Source organism: Nocardia sp. NBC_00881 (genome assembly GCF_045207455.1).
In the GTDB taxonomy this organism is placed as follows: Bacteria; Actinomycetota; Actinomycetes; order Mycobacteriales; family Mycobacteriaceae; genus Nocardia.
Genome location: NZ_CP108798.1, coordinates 4,360,244 through 4,382,876 on the forward strand (window position 1 = coordinate 4,360,244; position 22,633 = coordinate 4,382,876).

A 22,633-nucleotide genomic window follows, 5' to 3' on the forward strand; every position below is an offset into this window, starting at 1 on the left:
ACAAACGTCGCAGCGCGAAGAACGAAATGAGGCGAACACCTGCTGTGAGCAGCTCAACTTCCCAGTTCGGACAGAACCAGTGGCTAGTCGACGAGATGTATCAGAAGTTCAAACAGGATCCATCCTCGGTCGACGAGAGCTGGCACGAGTTCCTGGCCGACTACACGCCTGAGGTGAGTGGTGATTCTGGTAACAGCCAGACCGCCGCCGCACCCGCGCAGGCTGCCGCCCCGGCTCCGGCGGCCGCGCCTTCAGCAGCTCCGGCTGCCGCTGCCCCCGCGGCTCCGAAGACGCCCACCTCCGCGGCCCCGAAGCCTGCCGCGCCCGCGAAGGCCGCCGCGCCCGCCAAGGTCACCGCGCGCACCCCGCACACCACCCCGGCGCCCACCTCGAACGCGACGCCGACCTCCGGCCCGAAGCAGGCCGACACCGCCACCGACGAGGCCAAGGTGTTGCGTGGCGCCGCCGCGGCCGTGGCGAAGAACATGGCAGCCTCGCTGGCCATCCCCACCGCGACCAGCGTGCGCGCCATCCCCGCCAAGCTGATGATCGACAACCGTCTGGTCATCAACAATCACCTCGCCCGCACCCGGGGCGGCAAGATCTCCTTCACCCATCTGCTGGGTTACGCCATCGTCCAGGCCGTCAGGGCCTTCCCGAACATGAACCGGCACTACGCCGAGATCGACGGCAAGCCGAACTCGGTCACCCCTGCCCACACCAACCTCGGTCTCGCCATCGACCTGCCCGGCAAGGACGGCAGCCGCTCGCTCGTCGTCGCCGCCATCAAGGGCTGCGAGACAATGACCTTCGGGCAGTTCCACACCGCCTACGAAGACATCGTGCGTCGTGCCCGCGACGGCAAGCTGACCGCCGAGGACTTCTCCGGTGTCACCATCTCGCTGACCAACCCGGGCACCATCGGCACCGTCCACTCGGTGCCCCGCCTGATGAACGGCCAGGGCGCGATCATCGGCGCGGGCGCCATGGAGTACCCGGCCGAGTTCCAGGGCATGAGCGACGAGCGAATCGCGGAATTCGGCGTCGGCAAGCTGATGACGCTCACCTCCACCTACGACCACCGCATCATCCAGGGTGCGGAGTCAGGTGACTTCCTGCGAACCATCCACCAGCTGCTGATTTCCGACGAGTTCTACGACGAGATCTTCCACGGCCTCGGTGTGCCCTACGAGCCGGTCCGCTGGCGCAAGGACATCCGCGAGCGGGGCGTCGACAAGAGCTCGCGCGTGCTGGAGATGATCGCGGCCTACCGCAACCGCGGCCACCTGATGGCCGACACCGATCCACTGCGTCTGGTCAAGGACAAGTTCCGCAGCCACCCGGATCTCGATGTCACCCAGCACGGCTTGACCCTGTGGGACTTGGACCGCACGTTCAACGTCGCCGGCTTCCACGGTCAAGAGCAGATGAAGCTGCGCGAGGTGCTCTCCATCCTGCGTGACGCATACTGTCGCCACATCGGTGTGGAGTACACCCACATTCTCGATTCCGAGCAGCTGCAGTGGATCCAGGAACGGGTCGAGCAGAAGCACGTCAAGCCGACTGTCGCGCAACAGAAGTACATCCTGAACCGGCTGAACGCGGCGGAAGCCTTCGAAACCTTCCTGCAGACCAAGTACGTCGGGCAGAAGCGCTTTTCGCTGGAGGGCGCCGAGACGGTCATCCCGATGATGGACGCGGTGATCGACCAGTGCGCCGAGCATTCGCTCGACGAGGTCGTCATCGGCATGCCGCACCGTGGCAGGCTGAACGTGCTCGCCAACATCGTCGGCAAGCCGTACTCGAAGATTTTCACCGAGTTCGAAGGCAACATGAACCCGGCCGGTGCGCACGGCTCGGGCGACGTGAAGTACCACCTCGGTGCGCACGGCACCTACCTGCAGATGTTCGGCGACAACGAGATCGCGGTCTCGCTGACCGCCAACCCCTCGCACCTGGAGGCGGTCGACCCGGTCCTGGAGGGCCTGGTCCGTGCCAAGCAGGACTTGTTGGACAAGGGCGACGGGCCGCAGGGCTACTCGGTCGTACCGCTGATGCTGCACGGTGACGCCGCGTTCGCGGGTCAGGGCGTGGTCGCCGAGACGCTGAACCTGTCGGGTCTGCGTGGCTACCGGGTCGGCGGCACCATTCACATCGTGGTCAACAACCAGATCGGCTTCACCACCGCGCCGGAGAACAGCCGCTCCACCGAATATTCCACGGACATCGCGAAGTTCATCGGTGCGCCGATCTTCCACGTGAACGGTGACGACCCGGAAGCCTGTGACTGGGTGGCCCGCTTGGCGGTGGACTTCAAGCAGAAGTTCCGCAAGGACGTCGTGATCGACATGATCTGCTACCGGCGCCGCGGACACAACGAGGGTGACGACCCGTCGATGACGCAGCCTTACATGTACGACGTCATCGACACCAAGCGCAGCGTCCGCAAGGCGTACACCGAGAGCCTGATCGGCCGTGGTGACATCTCGCTCAAAGAGGCTGAGGACGCCCTGCGCGACTACCAGGGCCAGCTGGAGCGGGTGTTCAACGAGGTCCGCGAGCTGGAGAAGTACACACCGGAGCCGAGCGAATCGGTCGAAGACGACCAGCCGGTGCCCGCGACCGTCGTGACGGCCGTGGACAAGACGATCCTGCAGCGCATCGGTGACGCGTTCCTCCATGTGCCCGAGGGCTTCAATGTGCACCCACGCGTCAAGCCGGTGTTGGAGAAGCGCCGCGAGATGGCCTACGAGGGCAAGGTCGACTGGGCCTTCGCCGAGCTGCTCGCCTTCGGCACATTGATCGATGAGGGTCATGCGGTCCGTCTGACCGGCCAGGACTCCCGGCGTGGCACGTTCACTCAGCGGCACTCGGTGATCATCGACCGCAAGACGGCCGAGGAGTACACCCCGCTGCACAACATCGGCAGCGAGAACCCGGGCTGGTTCGCGGTGCACGACTCGGCGCTGAGCGAATACGCCGCCGTCGGTTTCGAATACGGCTACTCGCTGGGCAACCCCAACGCGCTCGTGTTGTGGGAAGCGCAGTTCGGTGACTTCGTCAACGGAGCCCAGTCGATCATCGATGAGTTCATCTCCTCTGGTGAAGCCAAATGGGGCCAGCTGTCGGATGTCGTGCTCCTGCTGCCGCACGGTCACGAAGGCCAGGGCCCGGACCACACCTCCGGCCGCATCGAGCGCTTCCTGCAGCTGTGCGCGGAAGGTTCGATGACCGTCGCGGTGCCGTCCACCCCGGCGAACTACTTCCACTTGCTGCGCCGCCACGCGCTGGATGGCATCCGCCGTCCGCTGATCGTCTTCACCCCGAAGTCGATGCTGCGCAACAAGGCCGTGGTGTCGGATCTGAAAGACTTCACCGAGAGCAAGTTCCGCTCGGTGTTCGACGAACCTGCCTACGAGCAGGGCATCGGCGACCGAGGCAAGGTGAAGCGGGTCCTGCTGACCAGCGGCAAACTCTACTACGAGCTGGCCGCGGAGAAGACGAAGCAGAAGCGCGAGGACGTCGCGGTCGTGCGGATCGAGCAGCTCTACCCGCTGCCCACCTTCCGCCTGAACGAGTCGCTCGACCGCTACCCCAACGCCACCGACATCGCCTGGGTGCAGGAGGAACCGGCCAACCAGGGTGCTTGGCCCTTCTTCGGCCTCAACCTCCCGGAGGTCCTCCCCGACCGCCTCGGCAAACTGCGCCGCATCTCCCGCCGTGCCATGTCGGCCCCGTCCTCGGGTTCGAGCAAGGTACATGCGGTGGAGCAGGCCGAGATCGTCGCGGAAGCGTTCGAACCGACCGCGTAGTTTCCAGACCTGACGCCGGGTCGAATCGCTCTCTTCCTAGAGCGATTCGACCCGGCGTTCGTCCTTTCTACACGTGCTGGTGAAGAGGTCCAGCGCAACGCATCGGCAGCTACGTCAGCAATCGGATCGGAACGGGAGGCACAGCGGCAGCAAATTCAGTGGTGCCGGTGTTTCCGCGACGGTCGGAGGTGGTCCGACGACCTCGGTGGTCGACACGGGCGATGGTCTCTGCTCTACGGCGTCATCGTGTGGGGTCGAGCAGGCGGCGGCCAACAGCCAGATGGCGCCGATGATGACCGCGATCAACACCGCGGCCGCGATCTGCTGCGGCCGATGGCGGATCGGCCGTGGTTGTCCGCTTGCGCGGCCGGTAATACTCAGGAGCAGTGGGGTGATTCGCCGGCGATCCGCGATGCGTGGTCGACGCTCGACGATGGCCGGGGTGGTCGGCCGCCGCAGTGGCCGCGCTTCGGTAATCGACGTGGATCGCGGCGGCAGCCGATGTGGCACTGGTGGCGGTGTTGGGCGCGAGCGCAAGGATGCCGGGTGAGGGCGTAGTGGCCGGTCGGCGTCGGATTCGATCCAGGACGACCACCGGTCTGTGAAGGGTGACGACAACGGGGACGCTGACTGTGCAGCGGGATCGAGTGCCGGGTCCGACGAAAGGGGATTCGATACCGAGTGTTCTGGTGCGGAGGGCTTCGGCGCGATAGATTTCGGCGCTACTGATCCAGTTACGAAGGGTTTCGGCGCATAGGGTTCGGGTGCACAAGGTTGCGGCTCTGCGGGTTGCGTCCGCGCGGGCCCTACAGTGGATAGCCCCTCCGAGTAATGCGACTCCGGCGCCGACGCCACCGGACCGTCTTCTGGCACGTCCGCGGTACCGAGCGGCTGCTGATCCGTAAGAGCCGACGGTGGGCGGGCTGCCCACTCTCGGCTTTCCAGACCGGCTTGGACTGTCGCGCCCGACGCCACGGGCTCCGACACCGCAGGTTCCGAGACGTCCGATTCCGAGACGTCGGATCGCGCCCGCAAGTGTGCCGCGGCGAGCGGCGGACTCTGCCACGCTGATACCGCCTGATCGTCTTCGTCTGTCATATCATCGGTCTCGGCCTGCTGTATCCCGCTGGATTCGTTGAGCTGCGGCGCAATCGGCGCCGTGTCCGACTGCTCGACTGTGGAATGGGCTGGCGGGACGTCCCCATTCGCAGGCACACCGGAGGCGTTCGAGATTTCGGGTGAAGGCGTGTCATCGACCGGACGAGGCTCGCGCGTTGCGCTCTCGAGCGTCGCCAACGCTTTCCCGGCACGCAGCTTCCGCTCCAGGGGAAAGCCGTCCGCTACCAGGTCTTCGAGAGTCACCTGATCGGCTAGGTTCAAGTCGCCGAGCAGGGCGTGCACGCGCTCGGCGGTCCAGACGAGCTTTCGGCTCGCGGTGCGGTGGAACCAGGCGCGCAGCTCGCGAGGACTGGATCCGAGCACCACCCCGCAACCTCGCCTGCGCGTTTCGATGTTCAGCGTGATGTTCGAATCTCTGGGCGGCACCACGACGATCAAGCCGTCGACGAAGGCGTCGGTGTCGTGCTTGCGCACCAGTTCCTCTAGGTTGAAGACATTGCTCGATACCTGGTCGAACGGGCTGCTGTCGTGGTCGCGCACGTGGATCGGGTCACCCTCGAAGCCGGACAGCCGCCAGCGCCCGTTGGCCTGCACCGAGAGAACGCCTGTCATGGCTTCCGGCGTGGTCCCCTTCACCTCGACCACGACCACAGCCCTAGGCGTGATCACGACCAGATCGGCTTTCTGCGCCTCTCCCTTGCCATTGTGGTCTGGTAGGTAGCACCCCGAGATCGCCAGTCCCACAATGACGTACTGCCCGGTCCAGGTCCGCATCCAGTCGAGCACACGCTGCTCGGATCGCGGCGTCGTCGTTCGTTCGTTGATGACCAACATCACCGGCCACCTCCATCGCGTTTCACACAATCGACCACTCCACGATATTCGGTGCGAAGTCCGCCGATGAATCGAAAGCCACTGTAAGAGCAGGGTATTGGCAGCACTAGGGCAGACCATGTCCGGTATGGGGGCAGGGGACCGTGACAGCGTGCGCGTCACGCTCACGGTCAGGAATGTCTGCGCGACCAGAGAATTCCGACGGCGTGTAGCGGTAGAGCTGGCTACACGTGAACGATCACCGCATCGCGGTGATCGGGTGTTCCACGTCGACCTACTCGATAGGCACCGACCCGCACAACGCCGTAAGCACTTCGGCGAATTACCGCACGTCGTCCGCCGACAAAAGGGCCGGCGGTCAGCCACGCAGCGCGGCCGCCAGCGCCGGGTCGACGGAAAAGGCTATGGCGATGAGGGATTCGACGAGTAGATCGATGAGGTCGTCGCGCGGGACAGGTTCGGTGTGCAACCAGGTGAGGGTGGTTTCCTCGACGAAGGCGATCCAGCCGCGCATGGCGAGCGTGAGGCGGGGCCGGCCGGCGTCGTCGACAGGGATGGAAGCCTCGGTAAGGATGATGCCGATGATGGCGTCGCGGGTCTGGTCGGCCAGCGGGGCAAGGTCGGGGCTGACGCTGGTGGGGCCGCGCAGCAGCGCGAGGTACGAGGTGCGGTTCTCACTGACGTATTCGACATAACGCTCGATCGAGTCGCGCAACATCTCGAAGACGCCCAGACTGCGGTCCGGGGTGACGCGCTCGAGCAGTTCGGCATTGGCATGCCGCACGATCGCCAGCTGAAAGTCCTGCTTGGTCGGGAAGTAGTGGAAGAGCAGACCGCGGGAGATGCCTGCCTTTTCGGCGATCTCGCTGACGGAGATGTCTTCGATGGCTCGATCGCCGAGCATCCTGGCGCCCAAGGCAATCAGCTGCTCGCGGCGTTCGTCCGGACTCATGCGGACCCGTTTGGCGGCTTCCCCGGAACTCCTCCTGCTCACCGGACTATGCTACCGACGCTTACTGAACGCTAGTCAATACTGTTGACTGCCACTCAGCTGAACCGTATCCTCAGATACATGAGTCGCAAGGTTACAGACAAAATAGTCGCCGACCGGCCCACCCGCCACGCCAAGACGATCATCATCGGCAGCGGGTTCGCGGGTCTGGGTCTGGCCATCCGACTGGCCCAGCAGGGTCGCGATGATTACCTTGTGCTGGAACGCGGCAGCGATGTCGGCGGTACCTGGCGCGACAACACCTACCCCGGCGCGGCCTGCGACGTCCCCTCGCACCTGTATTCGTACTCCTTCGAACTCAACCCGGACTGGACGCGGTCGTTCTCCTGTCAAAGCGAGATCCAGCAGTACATCGAGAACGTGTCCACCCGCTACGGCGTGCGCGATAAGCACATCTTCGACTGCGACGTGACCCGTGCCCGCTGGAACAACGACTCCGCGGTGTGGGAGATCGAATCCAGCCAGGGCAGCTTCACCGCGGACACCGTGGTGTCCGCGGTCGGCGCACTGTGCGAGCCCGCGCTGCCGGACATCAAGGGCATCAACGGGTTCGAGGGCGAAATCTTCCACTCCGCGCGGTGGAACCACGACGCCGACCTCACCGGCAAGCGGGTCGCCATCATCGGCACCGGCGCCTCGGCCATCCAGATTGTGCCAGCCATCGCCCCGAAGGTCGGCCGGCTGGACGTCTACCAGCGCACCGCGCCCTGGCTGCTGCCGCGCCTGGACCGCTCGTACACCAAGGCCGAGCGGCTGGCCTTCAGGTACGTGCCCGGCCTACAGCGTCTATCCCGTGCGGCGATCTACGCCGCGCGCGAGACCCAGGTGGTCGGCCTCGCCAAGTTTCCCGCGTTGATGCAGGTGTTCGAGCTGCTCGCGAAGGCGAAGCTGCGGCGGGAGATCCGCGATCCCGAGCTACGCGCCAAAGTCACCCCGAACTTCCGGATCGGCTGCAAGCGCATGCTGATTTCCAACGACTACTATCCGACGCTGGCCCGGCCCAACGTGGACGTGATCACCGACGGCATCGCCGAGGTCCGCAAGAACTCGATCGTCACCAAGGACGGCACCGCGCGGGAGATCGACGCCCTGATCGTCGCGACCGGCTTCCACGTCACCGACTCGCCGACCTACAACACGATCGCAGGCCGCGATGGTCGCACCCTGTCGGAGGTCTTCGACGAGATCGGCCAGCAGGGCTATAAGGGCAGCACGATCGCCAACTTCCCCAATATGTTCTTCCTACTCGGCCCGAACGTCGGCCTCGGGCACACATCGATGGTGTACATGATCGAATCGCAGATCAACTACGTCGCCGACGCGCTGGCCACCATCGACCGAATGGGACTTCGGACCGTTGAGGTCCGCCGCGATATGCAGGATGCTTACAACAAGGACCTGCAGCAGAAGCTGTCCGGCAGCGTCTGGGTGACCGGCGGCTGCTCCAGCTGGTACCTGGACAAGCACGGCAACAACACCACACTGTGGCCTGACTTCACTTTCGAATTCCGCAGGCGGACCAAGAGATTCGACGTGGCCGCTTACGACGTATCCCTCTCCCGAGCCGACCTGAAAGCGGTAGCACAGTGAGCAATGACGCTTACTTCAAGAACAAAGTCTGTGTGATCACCGGAGCGGGCTCCGGTATCGGTCGCGCGCTGGCCGAGAATCTCGCCGCGCGCGGCGCCAAACTGGCCCTGTCCGATATCGACACCGAGGGGCTCGCCGAGACAACGCGCCGTTGCGAACAGCTCGGCGCCGAAGTCGAATCCGACCGGCTGAACGTGGTCGAGCGCGAAGCGGTGCTGCACTACGCCGACACGGTGAAGGCGCACTTCGGCACGGTGCACCAGGTCTACAACAACGCGGGCATCGCCCACCACGGCGAGGTGATCCGTTCGAAATTCAAGGACTTCGAGCGCGTCATGGACGTCGACTTCTGGGGTGTCGTCAACGGCACCAAGGCGTTCCTGCCGATGGTCATCGAATCCGGCGACGGCCACATCGTCAATGTGTCCAGCCTGTTCGGCCTGATCGCGATTCCCGGCCAGAGCGCATACAACGCGGCCAAGTTCGCGGTGCGCGGCTTTACCGAGTCGCTGCGCCAGGAAATGCTGGTCGCCCGGTACCCGGTCAAGGTGACCTGTGTGCACCCCGGCGGCATCAAGACGGCAGTGGCGCGTAACGCCAGCTACGCCGAAGGCATCGACAGCACGTCGGCCGCGGCGATGTTCGACAAGAAGTTGGCCATTCACACCGCGGAGATGGCCGCGCAGGCCATCACCGAAGGCGTGCGCAAGGGGCAGGGCCGCGTGCTGATCGGCTGGGAGGCCAAGCTGCTCGACGTCTTCGTGCGGGTCACCGCGTCGGGCTACCAGCGCATCGCGGCCGGCGTCGAGCGCCGCTTCCTGCCCTGATCCGGATTCGAGGAACAACATGCGGGACATCAACCTTCCGCTGCCCGTGGCGCGGGCAGTACTGAATCCGATCTTCCGGGTCACGCTCAACAAGGGGTTGTCGTTTCCGATGCAACGCCTACTGCTCGACGTGAGTTCGCGGGCGCAGCCGGTGCCCGGGGGCAGCGTCGTGCGAACGATGCGTCTCGGCGGCAGGCCGGCGGAGCGGATCACCGGCGGAGACTTTTCCTCGCGGGGCGCCGTGCTCTACCTGCACGGCGGCGGGTACGTGGTCGGTTCCCTCGCGACACACCGTTCGCTGGCAGCCCGGCTCGCGCGCGACACCGGCTGCCCGGTCTACGTCCTCGACTACCGGCTGGCGCCGGAGTACCCGTTCCCCGCCGCGCTGGACGACGCCGAGGCGGCATTCCTCGAGCTGGTGTCGAGCGCGGGCTACCGCCCGGATCAGATCACCGTCTCCGGTGACTCCGCGGGCGGCGGACTCTCGCTGGCGCTGGCGCAGCGTCTGATCGCGCGGCACGGGCACACTCCCGCCGCGCTCGGCCTGATCGCGCCGTGGGGAGATCCCAACCTGATCCCCGACCGCGAGCGCGATCTGGTGATCAACACACCGTGGTCGCGGGCGTGCGCGGCCGCATATCTGGGTGCCGGAAACCCGACCGATCCCGGCTACGCTCCGCTGACCGGTGAGCTGCGCGGCCTGCCGCCGACCTATGTGCAGGTCGACGTCAGCGAGCTGCTGCACGGGCAGTGCGTCGACCTGGTCGCCGCGCTGCGGGCGGCGGGCGTACAAGTCCGCTTCACCGAGAGCGCGGGCCTCTGGCACGTCGCGCAGTTGCAGGCCGCGCTGGTGGCGCCCGCTGCCGCCGCGTTGCGCGAACTCGCCGAGTTCCTTCGCGAAGCGATCCAGCCAGCGGACCTGCGCGACCTAGGATGAATATAGAGCGTATCCATTCTCCACTATCGGGTACGGATCCGTTTTTCGGTGGTTGTCACCACGGCCCCAGCCCGGGTGTCGTAGATTACTGGCGAGTAAACACACGTGGAAGGGCACTGATGCGAGAGTTCGAAGTCCCGGCTTCATTCACCATTCCGGACGACGCGAACAATTCCGATAATGTCTTCCGCTTCGGCGAACAGACACCGAACGCGGTGCTGTTCAACGTACCGAACGGCAGCGGCGGCTGGCGGGACGTGACGGCCGCGGAATTCGCGAAAACCGTTACCGGCGTGGCGAAGGGCTTGATCGCCTCCGGCATCGAACTCGGCGAGCGCGTCGCCATTATGGCCCCGACCCGGTACGAGTGGGCCGTGCTCGACTTCGCCATCTGGGCCGCGGGCGGGTGCACTGTCGCTATCTACGACAGCTCCGCTGCCGAGCAGGCCAAGTGGATCCTGCAGGACTCCGCGACCAAGTTGCTCATCCTGGACAACGACAAGCACCGCAAGGTCATCGACGAGATCGAAACCGGGTCGCTTCCCGACCTGCAGGAGATCCTGCAGATCGACAAGGACGCGCTCGACGACCTGACCAAGCGAGGCGCCGAGCTGGACGACCAAGCGGTGCACGATCGCCGCGCTCAGGTCAACGCCGCGTCGCCGGCCACCCTGATCTACACCTCCGGCACCACCGGCAGGCCCAAGGGCGTGATGCTCTCGCACGCCAACCTCTACGCCGAGTCCGTAGCCGGCCGGATCGCGCTGGGCAAGTACATCGCCGAGGGTAAGAAGACCCTCGAGTTCCTTCCGCTGGCGCACGTCTTCGCGCGCGGCCTGGCATTGGCCGCGTTCGACGCCAAGGTGATCGTCGCGCACACCGCCGACTGGTCCACCCTGGTCGAGCAGTTCGGCAGTTACCGGCCGCACTTCATCGTCTCGGTGCCGCGCGTCTTCGAGAAGGTGTTCAACAGCGCCAGGCAGAAGGCGCACGACGGCGGCAAGGGCAAGATCTTCGACGCGGCCGCGGACACCGCCATCGCGTGGAGCGAGTCGATCGACAACGGCGGCCCCGGTCTCGTGCTCAGGCTGAAGCACGCCCTGTTCGACAAGCTGGTCTACAGCAAGCTGCGGGCCGTGCTCGGCGGCCAGTGCGAGGCGACTATGTCCGGCGGGGGCCCGCTCGGCGCGCGCCTCGGCCATTTCTTCCGCGGCGCCGGCTTGAATATCTTCGAGGGCTACGGCCTCACCGAGACCACCGCGGCCGTCGCCGCGAACACTCCGGATTACAACCGGATCGGCACGGTCGGACGCCCGTTGGAGGGCCACGCCGCCAAGATCGCCGAAGACGGCGAGCTGCTGCTTCGCGGCCCGGTGGTGTTCAATGGCTACTGGGGCAATGCCGAGGCAACCGAGGAAGCGTTCGAGGACGGCTGGTTCAAGACCGGTGACCTGGGTGCCATCGATGCGGACGGCTTCATTACGATCACCGGCCGCAAAAAGGAGATCATCGTCACCGCCGGTGGCAAGAATGTCTCCCCGGCACTGCTCGAGGACTCGCTGCGGGCCCACCCGCTGATCAGCCAGGTGATGGTGGTCGGGGACGGCCAGCCGTTCATCGGTGCGCTGATCACCCTCGACCCGGAGACTCTGTCCGGCTGGAAGGAGCGCAACAACCTGCCCGCCGACACCCCCATCGAGAAACTCATCGAGAACCAAGACCTGGTCGCCGAGATCAACGCCGCGGTGGCCGAGACGAACAAGAAAGTCTCGCACGCCGAGCAGATCAAGAAGATCCGCATCCTGCCGATCGACTGGACCCAGGAGACCGGCGAGCTCACCCCGAAGATGTCGCTCAAGCGTGCGATCGTCATGAAGCAACACGCTGAGGACGTGGCGAACCTCTACGGCTGACCCAGCGAGGCACTGTCCGCATGTTGCGCGGGCAGCGCCTTCCTCCTTTCCGGACCTCGGCGACCGCGTCGGGTGGAGCCGGACACCTCGCCGCGACCGGCAGTAGGCTCGAGCTCATGGCCGATCTGCGACTGCGGGTGGTGGCCGGGACCGTCTCGGCGGGGCTGACGCTCGGCGTCGCCGAACTGCTCGCGGCGTTCTCGGGGGCCGGGAGCGCCCCGCTCAACGCCCTCGGCTCCGTCGTGATCGATCACACGCCCGACGGCCTACGCGAGTGGGCTATCGATACCTTCGGGACCAACGACAAGTCAGTGCTGTACCTGATCATGGGCGTTGTTGCCCTGGTCGTCGCCGGGCTGGCGGGGGCGGTCGAACGCCCGACCCGTGCCGTGGGCTCTCTGTTGCTCACCGCCGTCGGAGTAATCGCCGCAGGCGCGGCGGTGGCCCGCACCAGCATCGCCAGTGCGCTACCGACGGTCGTCGGTGTCGCCGTCGGTATCTATACGCTGCGGGTGCTGACCCACCGGATCGAGAGCAAGTCCGAGGCCGAAAAGTCTTCTGCGTTCGAGCGGCGAGAACGCGGAATACAGGACGGGGGAAGCGAATCCGGCAAGCCGAACGACGAAGCCACGCCCGTCGGCGCTGCGCCGGTGCCGGCCGCGTCATCCGCGACGGCGGTCGACCCGGCGCAGCGGGGCGCCGCCCCGGAGCGGCGGCAGGTTTTGCAAGGTCTGCTGGTGGCGGGCGGTTCGGCCGTGGTGACCGGGTTCGGCGGGCGGCTCCTAGGTGCCCGGCGGCGAGATGTGTCCGGTGAGCGCGCCACGGTGCGGCTGCCGGAGCCGAGCGCTCCCGCGCAGCCTCTCGCGCCTGGCGTGGACCTGCGTGTTCCCGGGCTGACGCCGTACCTGACCGCGAACGATGACTTCTACCGGATCGACACCGCGCTGATCGTGCCCCAGGTGTCCAAGGATTCCTGGTCACTGCGCATCCACGGCATGGTGGACCGCGAACTCGAGCTCACCTGGGCGGATCTGGCCGATCGGCCGGTGGAGGAACGTCTGGTCACCCTGGCCTGTGTGTCGAACCCGGTCGGCGGCGACCTGATCGGCAACGCCCGCTGGCTCGGCTACCGCCTGGACCGGTTGCTCGCCGAGGCGGGACCGCACGCGGACGCCGACATGGTGCTCTCGCACAGCACCGACGGCTGGACCGCGGGTACTCCGCTGTCGGTGCTCACCGACGGACGCGATGCTCTGCTTGCCGTCGGCATGAACGGCGAACCACTTCCGGTGCGACACGGCTACCCCGCCCGCCTGGTCGTCCCGGGTCTCTACGGCTACGTCTCGGCCACCAAATGGGTGACCGAACTGGAAGTCACCCGCTTCGACCGCGCCACCGCCTACTGGACCCGCCGCGGCTGGTCGGCCCTCGGCCCGATCAAGACCGGCACCCGCATCGACACCCCGCGCGTCCGCGGTCGCATCGAGCCGGGCCGCCGCCCCATCGCCGGTGTCGCTTGGGCACAGCATCGCGGCATCCGCGGCGTGGAGGTGCAGATCGACAACGGCGGGTGGCAGCAGGCCCGCCTAGCCGGCGAACAATCCGTCGACACCTGGCGACAGTGGGTCTTCGACTGGGATGCCACCGCCGGCCAGCACACCATCCGCGCCCGCGCCACCGACGGCACCGGCGAAACCCAGACCGCCGAGCGCCGCGACGTGGTCCCCGACGGCGCCACCGGCTATCCCGCAGTCACGATCCAGGTCGGCTGAGCTGATCATCGACCGGTGTCCGCCGGTTCCTCGACCCCGGACACCACGGGGCGAGGGCCCCCATTGGCCACCGCGTTCGGTGCGCCCCAGCGAGAAGTGAGCTCGTTGTCGATGCCGAACTGGTCGAGAACCCGCGCGACGATGTGCATGACAAGGTCATCTACCGACTGTGGGAGGTTGTAGAAGGCCGGAACGGGTGGCACCACCGACACTCCCGCATCACTGAGGGAAAGCATGTTTCGCAGGTGGATGGAGCTGAGCGGGGTTTCCCGGGGCACGATCACGAGCCTCCGCCGTTCCTTGATCGTCACATCGGCTGCCCGCGCGATCAAGTTCTCCGACAGACCATGAGCGATCGCGGCCAGCGTATTCATACTGCAGGGAGCGATGATCATCCCGTCGGTTCGGAACGAACCGCTCGATATCGGTGCTGCTTGGTTCGAATGCTGGTAGTGCCGGTGGGCGAGAGCCAGCACATCTGGTACGGAGTAGTCGGTCTCGATCCGGATCGTGCGCTTCGCCCACTCGCTGAGTACCAGATGCACCTCGACCTCGAGGGCCCGCAGCGCCTCGAGCAGACGGATCCCGATGATGGCTCCCGTTGCCCCGGTCATCGCGACGATCAGTCGCTGCTCGCGCATCACCGCTGCCCGTAACCGTATTCAGCCCAGCGATCGAGAACGAGTCGCTGAATGTCTTCGGTCCAGCCGTCCGCGAAGTCGACTACCCGGGTGTGTTTGTGCCGGTACTCCGAAGTCCAGCTGGTGGGGAAGGTTGCATCCATGATCCACGCACTGTTCTCCCACATGCTTCGCTCTTCTGGCGTCAGGTGTGGCAAGAGCGGGTTCGTCACGGGAAGCCTCCGGACCACTTCGAAACGGTCCGGGTGCAACCGGGTCGCGATCGCCCACCACACTTGGTCCATGTCAGTGATGTCGACGTCCTCGTCCACCAGGACCAAACCCGAGGAGAACATCCGGTAACCCGAGAACACCGAGGCGAAGACACGCTTTGCGAGACCAGGACGTGCCTTGGCTGAAACTACGGTGACAATCGGTGGAGACGGCAGGAAGACGGATGCACCCGGTACACCGGCGGCTTCCAGCCGGCTCTTGATCAAGGCGCTGACCATCAGTGACATCGGCGTTCCGTTGTCGTCGTACGGCTTGCTCGGATTAGCCATCGTGAAGATCGGATTTGCTCGGTGGGTGATGCACGAGACTCTGGCGACCGGACTCAGACCGCTGTGCGCGGCGTGACCGGTGTACTCGCCGAAAGGTCCTTCCATGGCGAGATCGCCGGGATGCACTTCCGCCTCGATGACGAACTCCGCGGTCGCCGGGACCAGAAGATCACTTGTTTCACACTCGACGAGGGAAACCGGGGATCCTTTCAGCGCGCCCGCCATAGCGGACTCACTCACCCCTTTCTCGAAAGGCGTCATCGCTGCCAGGCTGGAGTGCGGATCCGCGCCGATCACAACAGCGATGGGCATGGGCTTGCCGGCAGACTTGTACCTTTCCAGAATCCCGCCGCCGTGTTGCTCGCTCGGCAGCAGCAGGATGCCGAAGCTGCGCTCGTCGTGCAGCATGCATCGATATGTGCCCCAGTTCGTCCAACCGGTGTCCGGATCCTTGGTCACAACGATGCAAGACGTCCCAAGATAGCGTCCGCCGTCGATCGATTTGATCCACGGCACTGGCAGATCCAGCAGGTTGGCGTCATCCCCCCGGTGGATTGTCTCTTTGCAGGGGGCGGAACCGCGGTCGACGACAACCGGCTCGACTGGCCTGCTCAGCTTCGTCCGAATCGACTCGATCAGCTCCAGCGGGTGAGTATCTATGGGACGTTCGAGTGCAGTCGCCACCCGACCGAACAACGATGACGAGTCCGGCCCCATTGCCACCCCAAGCACGCGGTGCCCCGGATATCCCTTGATATTCTCGAAAAGCGGTGCAGGCGCCCGTCGTTCACAAGCCAGCCGCGTGATGGCACCGAGCTCTTGGTTCCAGTCGACCTCAGCGGTGATCCGGAGCAGCTGCTGTCGCCGTTCGAGCTGCTCGATGTAGTCCCGTAGATCTTCCATGTCGTCCTTCCGTCCGAGGCGGACCGATGATGATGCCGCGATGGCAACGAAGAGCGAGCGGAGGAATCAACGCCCGCCGGTAACGGGCATGTGGATGGCAGCCCTTAATTGTTGGTCGGTAACTGGTTGGTATCCAGGAACAGCCCGACCGGTTGCAGGTGAGAGGTGAACTGCTCGATGACCTCAGCGCCTGGAGTGGGAGCCAGTTGGTAGCGGCGCAGGATAGCCGCGGTGGACAAGGTGGCGACCGCGTGTACCCAATGAGTTCCCTTGCAGTAACTGGTGCCCAGTGAGAACGGCAGGAATGCATTAGCGGGTCCAGCCAGGTCCGGGTCGGCCCAGCGCTCCGGCCGGAAAGCTTCGGGGTCGAGGTAATTGGCAGGGTCCCGTTGGATGGGGTACACGGCGATGCGAACCTGCATCCCCGGTTCCAGGTGTTGGTCACCGATGTCGACCGCCCGGCACGCGACCCACCCTTGGATCCATGCGGTCGGGTAGAGACGCAGAGTCTCGTCCATGGCGTGGCCGGTGGAAATCAGCTCGGCCGGGTTGAGCACTTCGGGCGTCCCGGTTCTACCGAGAACAGCGAAGGCTTCCTGGCGGAGCCGACTCTGATGGTCAGGGTGTTTTGCTAGTTCGTGCAGCATCCACGCGGTGACGAGGCCGGGCCCGGTCTCCACTCGCCACAAGGCATGTGCCACTGCGAAGACCACGCTGCGCAGATCGGTTTGGCCACGTTTGTGGGCGGCGGCCAGCAGAGTCGACAATAGATCGGGACTGTCGACGTCGACACCGCCGCGTCGCCGGTCGACGGCACGCTGAACGCGGGACCCGATCCCGGCCGCGGCCTGTGCAAAACGGGCCTTCGCATCGGAGTCATTGGGTTGGCCGACGCCACGCACGACACCGGGAGCGGCCGCGCGCATGGTGGTGTGCAGACCAGTCACCAGATCGGCGTCAGGTCCCAGGCAGAGCAATGCAGCCAGCCGGGAGCTGAGTTCCAGCGCGCCCTCCAGGGCAGGCCAACCAGTTGCCGCCGGTGGATGAGCGTCGAGGGCCTCATCGGCCGCGGCCAGCATCGCCGGGGCGAGCTTGCGCACAGAGGCAGCCGTCCACGCCGGCGTCATCCACGATTGCACGGTAGCTCGGCCGGGCGGCAGCTCGGCCGATGTCCGCGCGCCGCCGGAGCCATCAGCCGTGTCGACGTAAAACCTGCTCGGAAGAATGTAGGTGCCCCGAGGAGCGCGCAGTACCTCCTCGGCGAGGGCGGCATCGACGATCACCAACGTGGAGGCGTCGTACCACCAACAGCGTGGCAACGGGCGGGTCTCCGGAGCGCGCAGCAGAGAAATCCACCCGCGCTCCTGACGACCCGTCTCCGCGCTCGAGGTGTCCACTAACAACACCTATTCGACACAGTAGCTATTGATCTGACCGATCAGTCGTGGCTGACCGAGTTCTCGACGAACAGGCCTTCCGGTACCCCGGGGCCGTCGGTCACTCCCCACCCGTACTCCCACGTGGGAAGCTCCGTGCGCTCAACCGCCTCAGCTGGCACAGCATCCATGATCTTGTCCTCCGTCCTAGCAAACCACCCCAGGTGAATGTTGCTACGTGGCAGCTTCGTTCACATATCACACGTTATCGTGATGGGGGTCTACAGGGTATCGCGACTGTCGCCCCCCTACAACTTTTACTTTTTTGAACCACTTGCCAGGACCTGGGACTCGGTCTTCGGCCGTCCACGAGAACATCCAGGAAGTGCTCGACTGCACTTGATCAGCCCCGAGGCCGGGGAGCCCCAGGATGGCGGCAGAGTGGCGAAATGAGGGCTTTACCTGCGATTTCGGTCCACCCCATCGGGCGGGGTCGGCCGCTTGCGGTAGCGATCTTGGTTACCGTGCCGGTCCGTTCCGAAAGTCCTTGCCGTGCCTGCGTTGTCATCGTCTCTCGACCTCCTCGCCGATACCGAGCCGGGCCATGCCCAGGGAGAGACGGACAACGATCCTTCAGCGAGTCGCTGATTCCTGTGTGGTTGCTGGAGGTGTTGAAGACGCTCGGCGATCCACCCGAGCGGCGCGGAATCCACAATCAGGCCGGGCACCGCGCCAGCCGTGATGCCCGACGGCGACGCGACCGGCGCGCGGTCGTTCGCCGCGATCACCCAGTGGGCTCCTGACGCGCCTGTCGGCGTCATGGTGCAGCTGGGTCCGGCTGGCCGAACGCCGTCGGATGCGACGATCCGCAGGCTGCTACACCAGGTGCCGCAACACCCTCGACAAGGTAGGTGATGTGTGGATGTGGCTGCGCACCAGCATTATCCGGCAGCGGATGGACGATCGGATTCGACGGCAAGACCATGCTCGGCACACGTGACACCACGGAACCTGATGCATCCGACAGCCGGGCTGTGCCAGCATGCCGGTCGCGCTCCCACAGATCGCCGTCGGCGTGGACCAGCGAAATATGTTGCCTGCAGGTGCTTTCGACATGTTTGTACATCACCCGCGCGGTGATCACCCCGATTCCATATACTGCCAGCGCGACACCACCCGGATGATCACCGACGGCGGTGACCACTACATCCGCACCGTCCAGACTGATCGACACAACTTCCATCAGCGCGTCAAAGCTTCGTCCTGGAAGGACATTTCGCTGCTGGTGATCTCGGCCGAACACGGTCACGGCCGGCGGACACCCCGTACGCTGACGGCGACGGACATCTCCGAGGGCCTCGGGTTCCCGGTGCGGCACAGGTGCTGCGGCTGACCCGCACTCGTCCGCGGCGCAAGCCCGGCAAACGGATCCGTGAAACCGTCTACACCGCCACCAGCCGCATTGTCGCCGACACACCCCCGTACAGGTCGCCGGATGGTTGCAGGGCATTGGAAGATCGAGGATCAGCCGCACTGGATCCGCATGGTTTCCTTCGATGAGGGCCGCTGGCGAATCCGCACCGTTCCACTCCCGCACGGTATGGCTCCCTCGGCGACATCGCCATCGGCCTGCTGCGGCTGTCGGGCACACTGATATCGCCGCCGCGCCGCGACACCACACCCACGATTTCGACCGGCCCGTCGAATTACCGCTCACCTGCCGACCCTGGGATCGCCCCCTGGACTCGACCACCTTCGGGTGTAAAGATCCCTGGTAACGAAACGCTCACACGATAGCGCAAGAGGGACACCAGGAGATACATATGAACCTATTGGACGACGCTCGTGAAATGGGTCCCGAACTTCGGCATCTACGCCGAGAAATACACCGCGACCCGGAGGTCGGCCTCTCTTTACCGAATACCAGAGAGAAAGTTCTCAAAGCTCTGGATAGCGTTCCTCTGGAAATATCGACCGGGATCGAGAGTACCTCGATCACGGCAGTACTTCGCGGAACAGCCGAGTCTCCGTCTGATGGCGAGCGAAGCACAGTCCTGTTGCGCGGTGACATGGATGCGCTACCAATTCGCGAGCAGTCTGGTGAAGACTTCGCTGCGACGAACGGCGCGATGCACGCCTGTGGCCACGATCTGCATACCACCGCGTTGGTAGGCGCCGCGCGCCTACTGGCCGCACAGAGAAACCGGCTCTCCGGCGACGTGGTATTCATGTTTCAACCCGGCGAAGAAGGGTGGAACGGCGCCGAGACAATGATCCGAGAAGGAGTGCTCGATGCCGCGGGACGACGGGCCGACCATGCCTATGCTATTCACGTCTCGGCTAGCCAGTCTCCCAACGGTCTGGTGGTCAGCCGTCCCGGAGTAGTGCTGGCCGCTGCATATACGCTCGAGGTTACGGTCTCCGGCCCGGGTGGACACGGTGCGATGCCGGACAAGACGAGGGACCCGATCACCGCGATTGCCGAGATGATCGGTGCACTGCAGACTGCGGTTACCCGGAATTTCAACGTGTTCGATCCAGTCATACTTACGGTCGGCACGTTACATGCGGGTACTCGTCACAACATCATCCCAGAGGTCGCATCATTCGAAGCGACCGTCCGCACGTTCTCCTCTGATTCAGAGCCCAGATTACGAGAGATATTCACCCGCTGTCTCAAAGGTCTGGCTATGGCGCATGATGTCGATATCGACATTCGGTTCGAACCAGAGTTCTCGGCAACAGTCAACGACTCCGGTGAAGTCGAGTTCGCCGCTGATGTGGTCCGAGAACTACTGGGAGAGCGACGTTATGCCACAGCGCCGCACCCGATCAACGCATCGGAGGACTTCTCCTTGGTATTGGATGCCGTGCCCGGTGCAATGCTACTGTTCGGCGCTTGTCCGCCGGACGCGGATCCCGATCGTGCACCAGGAAACCACTCTCCATCGGCCCGATTCGATGACGCAATACTGCCGGAGGTTGCCGCGCTGTTATCAGGGTTTGCCATGGCTCGATTGACCGAGTAGTGAGTTCGAGCTCATGGCATTATCCGGTCGAGGGGGAGGCTGGATTCGGTGCGGAATCCGCAGAGGATCGGGCCGACCAGCGTGGCCAGGCTCGCGACGCCATCCCACAGGCCCATGTCCGCGCCGCGCCGATCCCGCGGAAATGTCCTGGTGATCACCGCCATGGTCGGTGGCGTCATCAGCAGGCTCGTCGCCACAACGGTTGGCGACCGTCGTGCGCCAGCGGCCCGCTCGACGGCCCATCGAAGGCCCCCGGAGAACAGCGGATCATGCTCCTGGGGACACCCGGGACCTACAGCGCGTGCTCGTCCAACCAGGCGCGTGCGACCTCGCCCGGCGCGGCACCATCGTCCCGGACCCGACGGATCATGACGGCCAGGTCCTCCGTCCTCAGCTCGCCCGCGACATAATTCAGCTTCTTGATCTGCCGCTGGTCGAGCAGTCCCTTGCGGAACAGCGGCAGCACATTCTCGGCGCGCAATGCGTAGTCGTCGTCGGACAGAGCGGCGAGCCCGCCGGTGGCGCCGGGAGCGAGTTCGGGTGGACCGGTCAGCAAACCGACTTGAATCTGCCCGTCCAGCAACGCCCTTCGCAGCGCGGCCGAATCCGGAAACGCCGCGGTCGCCGCGAAGTCGCATCCGATGACCCGATCGAGTCCGGCCGGAAGCGGCAGCAGTCCGGGGGCGGACGCCACGCCGACGGTCAGCTCACCGCAGCGCGGTGCCAGATCGTCGACGGATCGCACGTTGTCACGCGCGGCGGCCTGCTCGGTCAATAGCACCCGTGGCCGCAGATCGGCACCGTCTGCGATGTCGGACACCAGCAGTCCCTCGGGCAGCGCGGCACTCAGCGCGCTCGCCACCTTCGCGGGCAGGCGATCGGCCGCATGCTCGTCGAGATGGGCGAGCAACGCGCCGGTGTGCTCCCCCACCACATCGACCCGGCCCGCGTCGAGCGCGGCCAGGTGATCCGAGCGACCACCCAGACGCGATTCGACCGCGGTCCGCGCGCCCGTTCGCGCCAGCGCGCCCGCATAGATTTCGGCGAGCACCGCGGACTCCACCGAATCGCCCGCGCCGACCGTGATCAGCGGCCCCGAATCGTCGTTCCCGCAGGATACGACCAGCGCGACGGCCACGACCACCAGAAATTGCGCGACCATCCGCACCGACGTGGCCAACATCATACGGCGACACCAACTCTCCGACGGACCGTCTCAGCCAACAGGAACACCCGGAAGCGGGCAGTATGGACACCCTGAATGTACCGGTGGACGCACGGCCTCCAGACCGCGCACCGCCCGCCATGCCGGAAGGACTCCCGTGAAATCCACCCGCACCACCGATGCCGCCAGGCACGGGCGCTCCGCGCTGCGCATCGTGTTGCGCGCCTCGCGCGTCCTTGCTGCCGCCGCGGCCCTCGCCGTCGCGATGATCCTGTCCTCCTGTGGCAATTCCGATCCGCTCGGGGCCAAGGGCAGCTGCGAAGGCGAAGGCCTGATCGTCGGCTCAGCGAACTTCCCGGAGTCCGAGACCATCGCCAACGTGTACGCGGAGGTGTTGCGGGTGAACGGATTCACCGTGGACACCAAGCTCAACATCGGCAGCCGGGAGGCATATATCCCGGCGCTGCGGCAGTGCGCCATCTCGGTGGTCCCCGAGTACACCGGCAACCTGCTCCAGTACCTGGACGAGAACGCGACGGCGACCACCGCCGCCGACGTGGACAGCGCGCTCGGCAAGGCGATCGGCTCCGACCTGGCCATCGGCACCCCTGCCCCTGGCGAGGACTCCGACGCGGTCGTTGTCACCCGCGCCACCGCCCAACGCTGGAACTTGCGCACGATCGCGGACCTGGCCGCGCATTCGGCCGAGGTGAAGTTCGGCGCGCCCGCCGAATTCCAGGAGCGCCCGGTCGGTCTGCCCGGTCTGAAGAAGAACTACGGTCTCGACATCGCCGCGAACAACTTCGTGCCGATCGCCGACGGCGGCGGGCCCGCCACGGTGCGCGCACTGGTGGACGGCCAGGTGACCGCCGCCAATATCTTCACCACCTCGCCCGCCATCGCGCAGAACGACCTGGTGGTCTTGGCGGATCCGAAGCACAACTTCCCGGCGCAGAACATCGTCCCGCTGGTCAACGTGGCCAAGAAGTCGGACAAGGCGCTCGCCGCACTCAATGCGGCGTCGGCCGCGCTGACCACCGCCGAGCTGATCAAGCTGAACGACGCGGTCTCGGGCACCAGCAAGACCGAGCCCAAGGCCGCGGCCGTGGCCTGGGTGGCTGCCCAGGGGCTGAACAGGCCGAACGGATAGGAGAAGCAGCG

Annotated in this window: 17 protein-coding genes; 8 read left to right on the forward strand and 9 right to left on the reverse strand. The window is 65.4% G+C overall.

Annotated elements, in window-relative coordinates:
- Nucleotides 1-44: 44 nt before the first annotated feature.
- Nucleotides 45-3,812 (forward strand): multifunctional oxoglutarate decarboxylase/oxoglutarate dehydrogenase thiamine pyrophosphate-binding subunit/dihydrolipoyllysine-residue succinyltransferase subunit, encoded by a 3,768-nt coding sequence (locus tag OH799_RS18240; RefSeq protein ID WP_408976397.1) that lies wholly within the window; start codon nt 45-47, stop codon nt 3,810-3,812.
- Nucleotides 3,813-3,926: 114 nt separating this feature from the next.
- On the opposite strand, the gene OH799_RS18245 is transcribed toward OH799_RS18240, so the two are convergent.
- Together OH799_RS18245 and OH799_RS18250 are read right to left on the reverse strand one after the other, a co-directional pair.
- Nucleotides 3,927-5,765, reverse strand: coding sequence for an NERD domain-containing protein (locus OH799_RS18245; protein WP_406265365.1), 1,839 nt, complete (start codon nt 5,763-5,765; stop codon nt 3,927-3,929).
- A gap of 358 nt (nt 5,766-6,123) precedes the next feature.
- A complete protein-coding gene (locus tag OH799_RS18250; RefSeq protein ID WP_406282250.1) occupies nt 6,124-6,717 on the reverse strand; it encodes a TetR/AcrR family transcriptional regulator in 594 nt (197 codons plus the stop codon).
- A 120-nt stretch (nt 6,718-6,837) separates the two neighbouring features.
- On the opposite strand from OH799_RS18250, the gene OH799_RS18255 reads away from it, so the two are divergent.
- From OH799_RS18255 to OH799_RS18275, 5 genes are all read left to right on the forward strand, one after another.
- The gene (locus OH799_RS18255) at nt 6,838-8,367 is read left to right on the forward strand and encodes a flavin-containing monooxygenase (protein ID WP_406265368.1); all 1,530 of its coding nucleotides are present in this window, start codon (nt 6,838-6,840) and stop codon (nt 8,365-8,367) included.
- Nucleotides 8,364-9,194, forward strand: coding sequence for an SDR family NAD(P)-dependent oxidoreductase (locus OH799_RS18260; protein WP_406265371.1), 831 nt, complete (start codon nt 8,364-8,366; stop codon nt 9,192-9,194). Before OH799_RS18255 ends, OH799_RS18260 begins: the two co-directional genes overlap by 4 nt.
- 19 nt (nt 9,195-9,213) lie before the next feature.
- Nucleotides 9,214-10,131, forward strand: coding sequence for an alpha/beta hydrolase (locus OH799_RS18265; protein ID WP_406265373.1), 918 nt, complete (start codon nt 9,214-9,216; stop codon nt 10,129-10,131).
- A gap of 119 nt (nt 10,132-10,250) precedes the next feature.
- A complete protein-coding gene (locus tag OH799_RS18270) occupies nt 10,251-12,044 on the forward strand; it encodes an AMP-dependent synthetase/ligase (protein WP_406265376.1) in 1,794 nt (597 codons plus the stop codon).
- Nucleotides 12,045-12,160: 116 nt separating this feature from the next.
- The gene (locus OH799_RS18275; RefSeq protein ID WP_406265379.1) at nt 12,161-13,816 is read left to right on the forward strand and encodes a molybdopterin-dependent oxidoreductase; all 1,656 of its coding nucleotides are present in this window, start codon (nt 12,161-12,163) and stop codon (nt 13,814-13,816) included.
- Between the two features lie 5 nt (nt 13,817-13,821).
- Here the strand turns inward: OH799_RS18275 and OH799_RS18280 are convergent, their stop codons facing one another.
- The 5 genes from OH799_RS18280 to OH799_RS18300 form a co-directional block, all read right to left on the reverse strand.
- Nucleotides 13,822-14,457, reverse strand: a complete 636-nt coding sequence (locus OH799_RS18280) for a UbiX family flavin prenyltransferase (RefSeq protein WP_406265382.1) — start codon at nt 14,455-14,457, stop codon at nt 13,822-13,824.
- On the reverse strand, nt 14,457-15,902 hold the full coding sequence (locus tag OH799_RS18285) for a UbiD family decarboxylase (RefSeq protein ID WP_406265385.1): 1,446 nt from the start codon (nt 15,900-15,902) through the stop codon (nt 14,457-14,459). The genes OH799_RS18280 and OH799_RS18285 overlap by 1 nt, the downstream gene beginning before the upstream one ends.
- 104 nt (nt 15,903-16,006) lie before the next feature.
- Complete coding sequence (locus OH799_RS18290; RefSeq protein ID WP_406265386.1) at nt 16,007-17,299, reverse strand: cytochrome P450; 1,293 nt, start codon at nt 17,297-17,299, stop codon at nt 16,007-16,009.
- Between the two features lie 41 nt (nt 17,300-17,340).
- Nucleotides 17,341-17,469: a hypothetical protein gene (locus tag OH799_RS18295; RefSeq protein WP_406265389.1), complete on the reverse strand. Its 129-nt coding sequence runs from the start codon at nt 17,467-17,469 to the stop codon at nt 17,341-17,343.
- 626 nt (nt 17,470-18,095) lie between these two features.
- Nucleotides 18,096-18,512, reverse strand: coding sequence for a hypothetical protein (locus tag OH799_RS18300; protein WP_406265392.1), 417 nt, complete (start codon nt 18,510-18,512; stop codon nt 18,096-18,098).
- 589 nt (nt 18,513-19,101) lie between these two features.
- On the opposite strand from OH799_RS18300, the gene OH799_RS18305 reads away from it, so the two are divergent.
- Nucleotides 19,102-20,307 carry a M20 family metallopeptidase gene (locus tag OH799_RS18305; RefSeq protein ID WP_406265395.1) on the forward strand — a complete coding sequence of 402 codons (1,206 nt, stop codon included), beginning with the start codon at nt 19,102-19,104 and terminating at the stop codon, nt 20,305-20,307.
- 11 nt (nt 20,308-20,318) lie between these two features.
- Here the strand turns inward: OH799_RS18305 and OH799_RS18310 are convergent, their stop codons facing one another.
- Entirely contained in the window at nt 20,319-20,486 is a 168-nt protein-coding gene (locus OH799_RS18310) for a hypothetical protein (RefSeq protein ID WP_406282921.1), read from the reverse strand.
- A gap of 113 nt (nt 20,487-20,599) precedes the next feature.
- Nucleotides 20,600-21,493: a glycine betaine ABC transporter substrate-binding protein gene (locus OH799_RS18315; protein WP_406265398.1), complete on the reverse strand. Its 894-nt coding sequence runs from the start codon at nt 21,491-21,493 to the stop codon at nt 20,600-20,602.
- 244 nt (nt 21,494-21,737) lie between these two features.
- Here OH799_RS18315 and OH799_RS18320 point away from each other — a divergent pair, with 244 nt between their 5' ends.
- Nucleotides 21,738-22,622: an ABC transporter substrate-binding protein gene (locus tag OH799_RS18320; protein WP_406282253.1), complete on the forward strand. Its 885-nt coding sequence runs from the start codon at nt 21,738-21,740 to the stop codon at nt 22,620-22,622.
- Nucleotides 22,623-22,633: the final 11 nt, after the last annotated feature.

Bases quoted from the DNA above. Each gene is read 5' to 3' on its own strand.
- OH799_RS18245 (WP_406265365.1), bottom strand. From the start codon at position 5,765: ATGTTGGTCATCAACGAACGAACGACGACGCCGCGATCCGAGCAGCGT.
- OH799_RS18250 (WP_406282250.1), bottom strand. From the start codon at position 6,717: ATGAGTCCGGACGAACGCCGCGAGCAGCTGATTGCCTTGGGCGCCAGG.
- OH799_RS18255 (WP_406265368.1), top strand. From the start codon at position 6,838: ATGAGTCGCAAGGTTACAGACAAAATAGTCGCCGACCGGCCCACCCGC.
- OH799_RS18265 (WP_406265373.1), top strand. From the start codon at position 9,214: ATGCGGGACATCAACCTTCCGCTGCCCGTGGCGCGGGCAGTACTGAAT.
- OH799_RS18270 (WP_406265376.1), top strand. From the start codon at position 10,251: ATGCGAGAGTTCGAAGTCCCGGCTTCATTCACCATTCCGGACGACGCG.
- OH799_RS18275 (WP_406265379.1), top strand. From the start codon at position 12,161: ATGGCCGATCTGCGACTGCGGGTGGTGGCCGGGACCGTCTCGGCGGGG.
- OH799_RS18280 (WP_406265382.1), bottom strand. From the start codon at position 14,457: ATGCGCGAGCAGCGACTGATCGTCGCGATGACCGGGGCAACGGGAGCC.
- OH799_RS18285 (WP_406265385.1), bottom strand. From the start codon at position 15,902: ATGGAAGATCTACGGGACTACATCGAGCAGCTCGAACGGCGACAGCAG.
- OH799_RS18295 (WP_406265389.1), bottom strand. From the start codon at position 17,469: ATGGATGCTGTGCCAGCTGAGGCGGTTGAGCGCACGGAGCTTCCCACG.
- OH799_RS18305 (WP_406265395.1), top strand. From the start codon at position 19,102: ATGAACCTATTGGACGACGCTCGTGAAATGGGTCCCGAACTTCGGCAT.
- OH799_RS18310 (WP_406282921.1), bottom strand. From the start codon at position 20,486: ATGACGCCACCGACCATGGCGGTGATCACCAGGACATTTCCGCGGGAT.
- OH799_RS18315 (WP_406265398.1), bottom strand. From the start codon at position 21,493: ATGATGTTGGCCACGTCGGTGCGGATGGTCGCGCAATTTCTGGTGGTC.
- OH799_RS18320 (WP_406282253.1), top strand. From the start codon at position 21,738: ATGATCCTGTCCTCCTGTGGCAATTCCGATCCGCTCGGGGCCAAGGGC.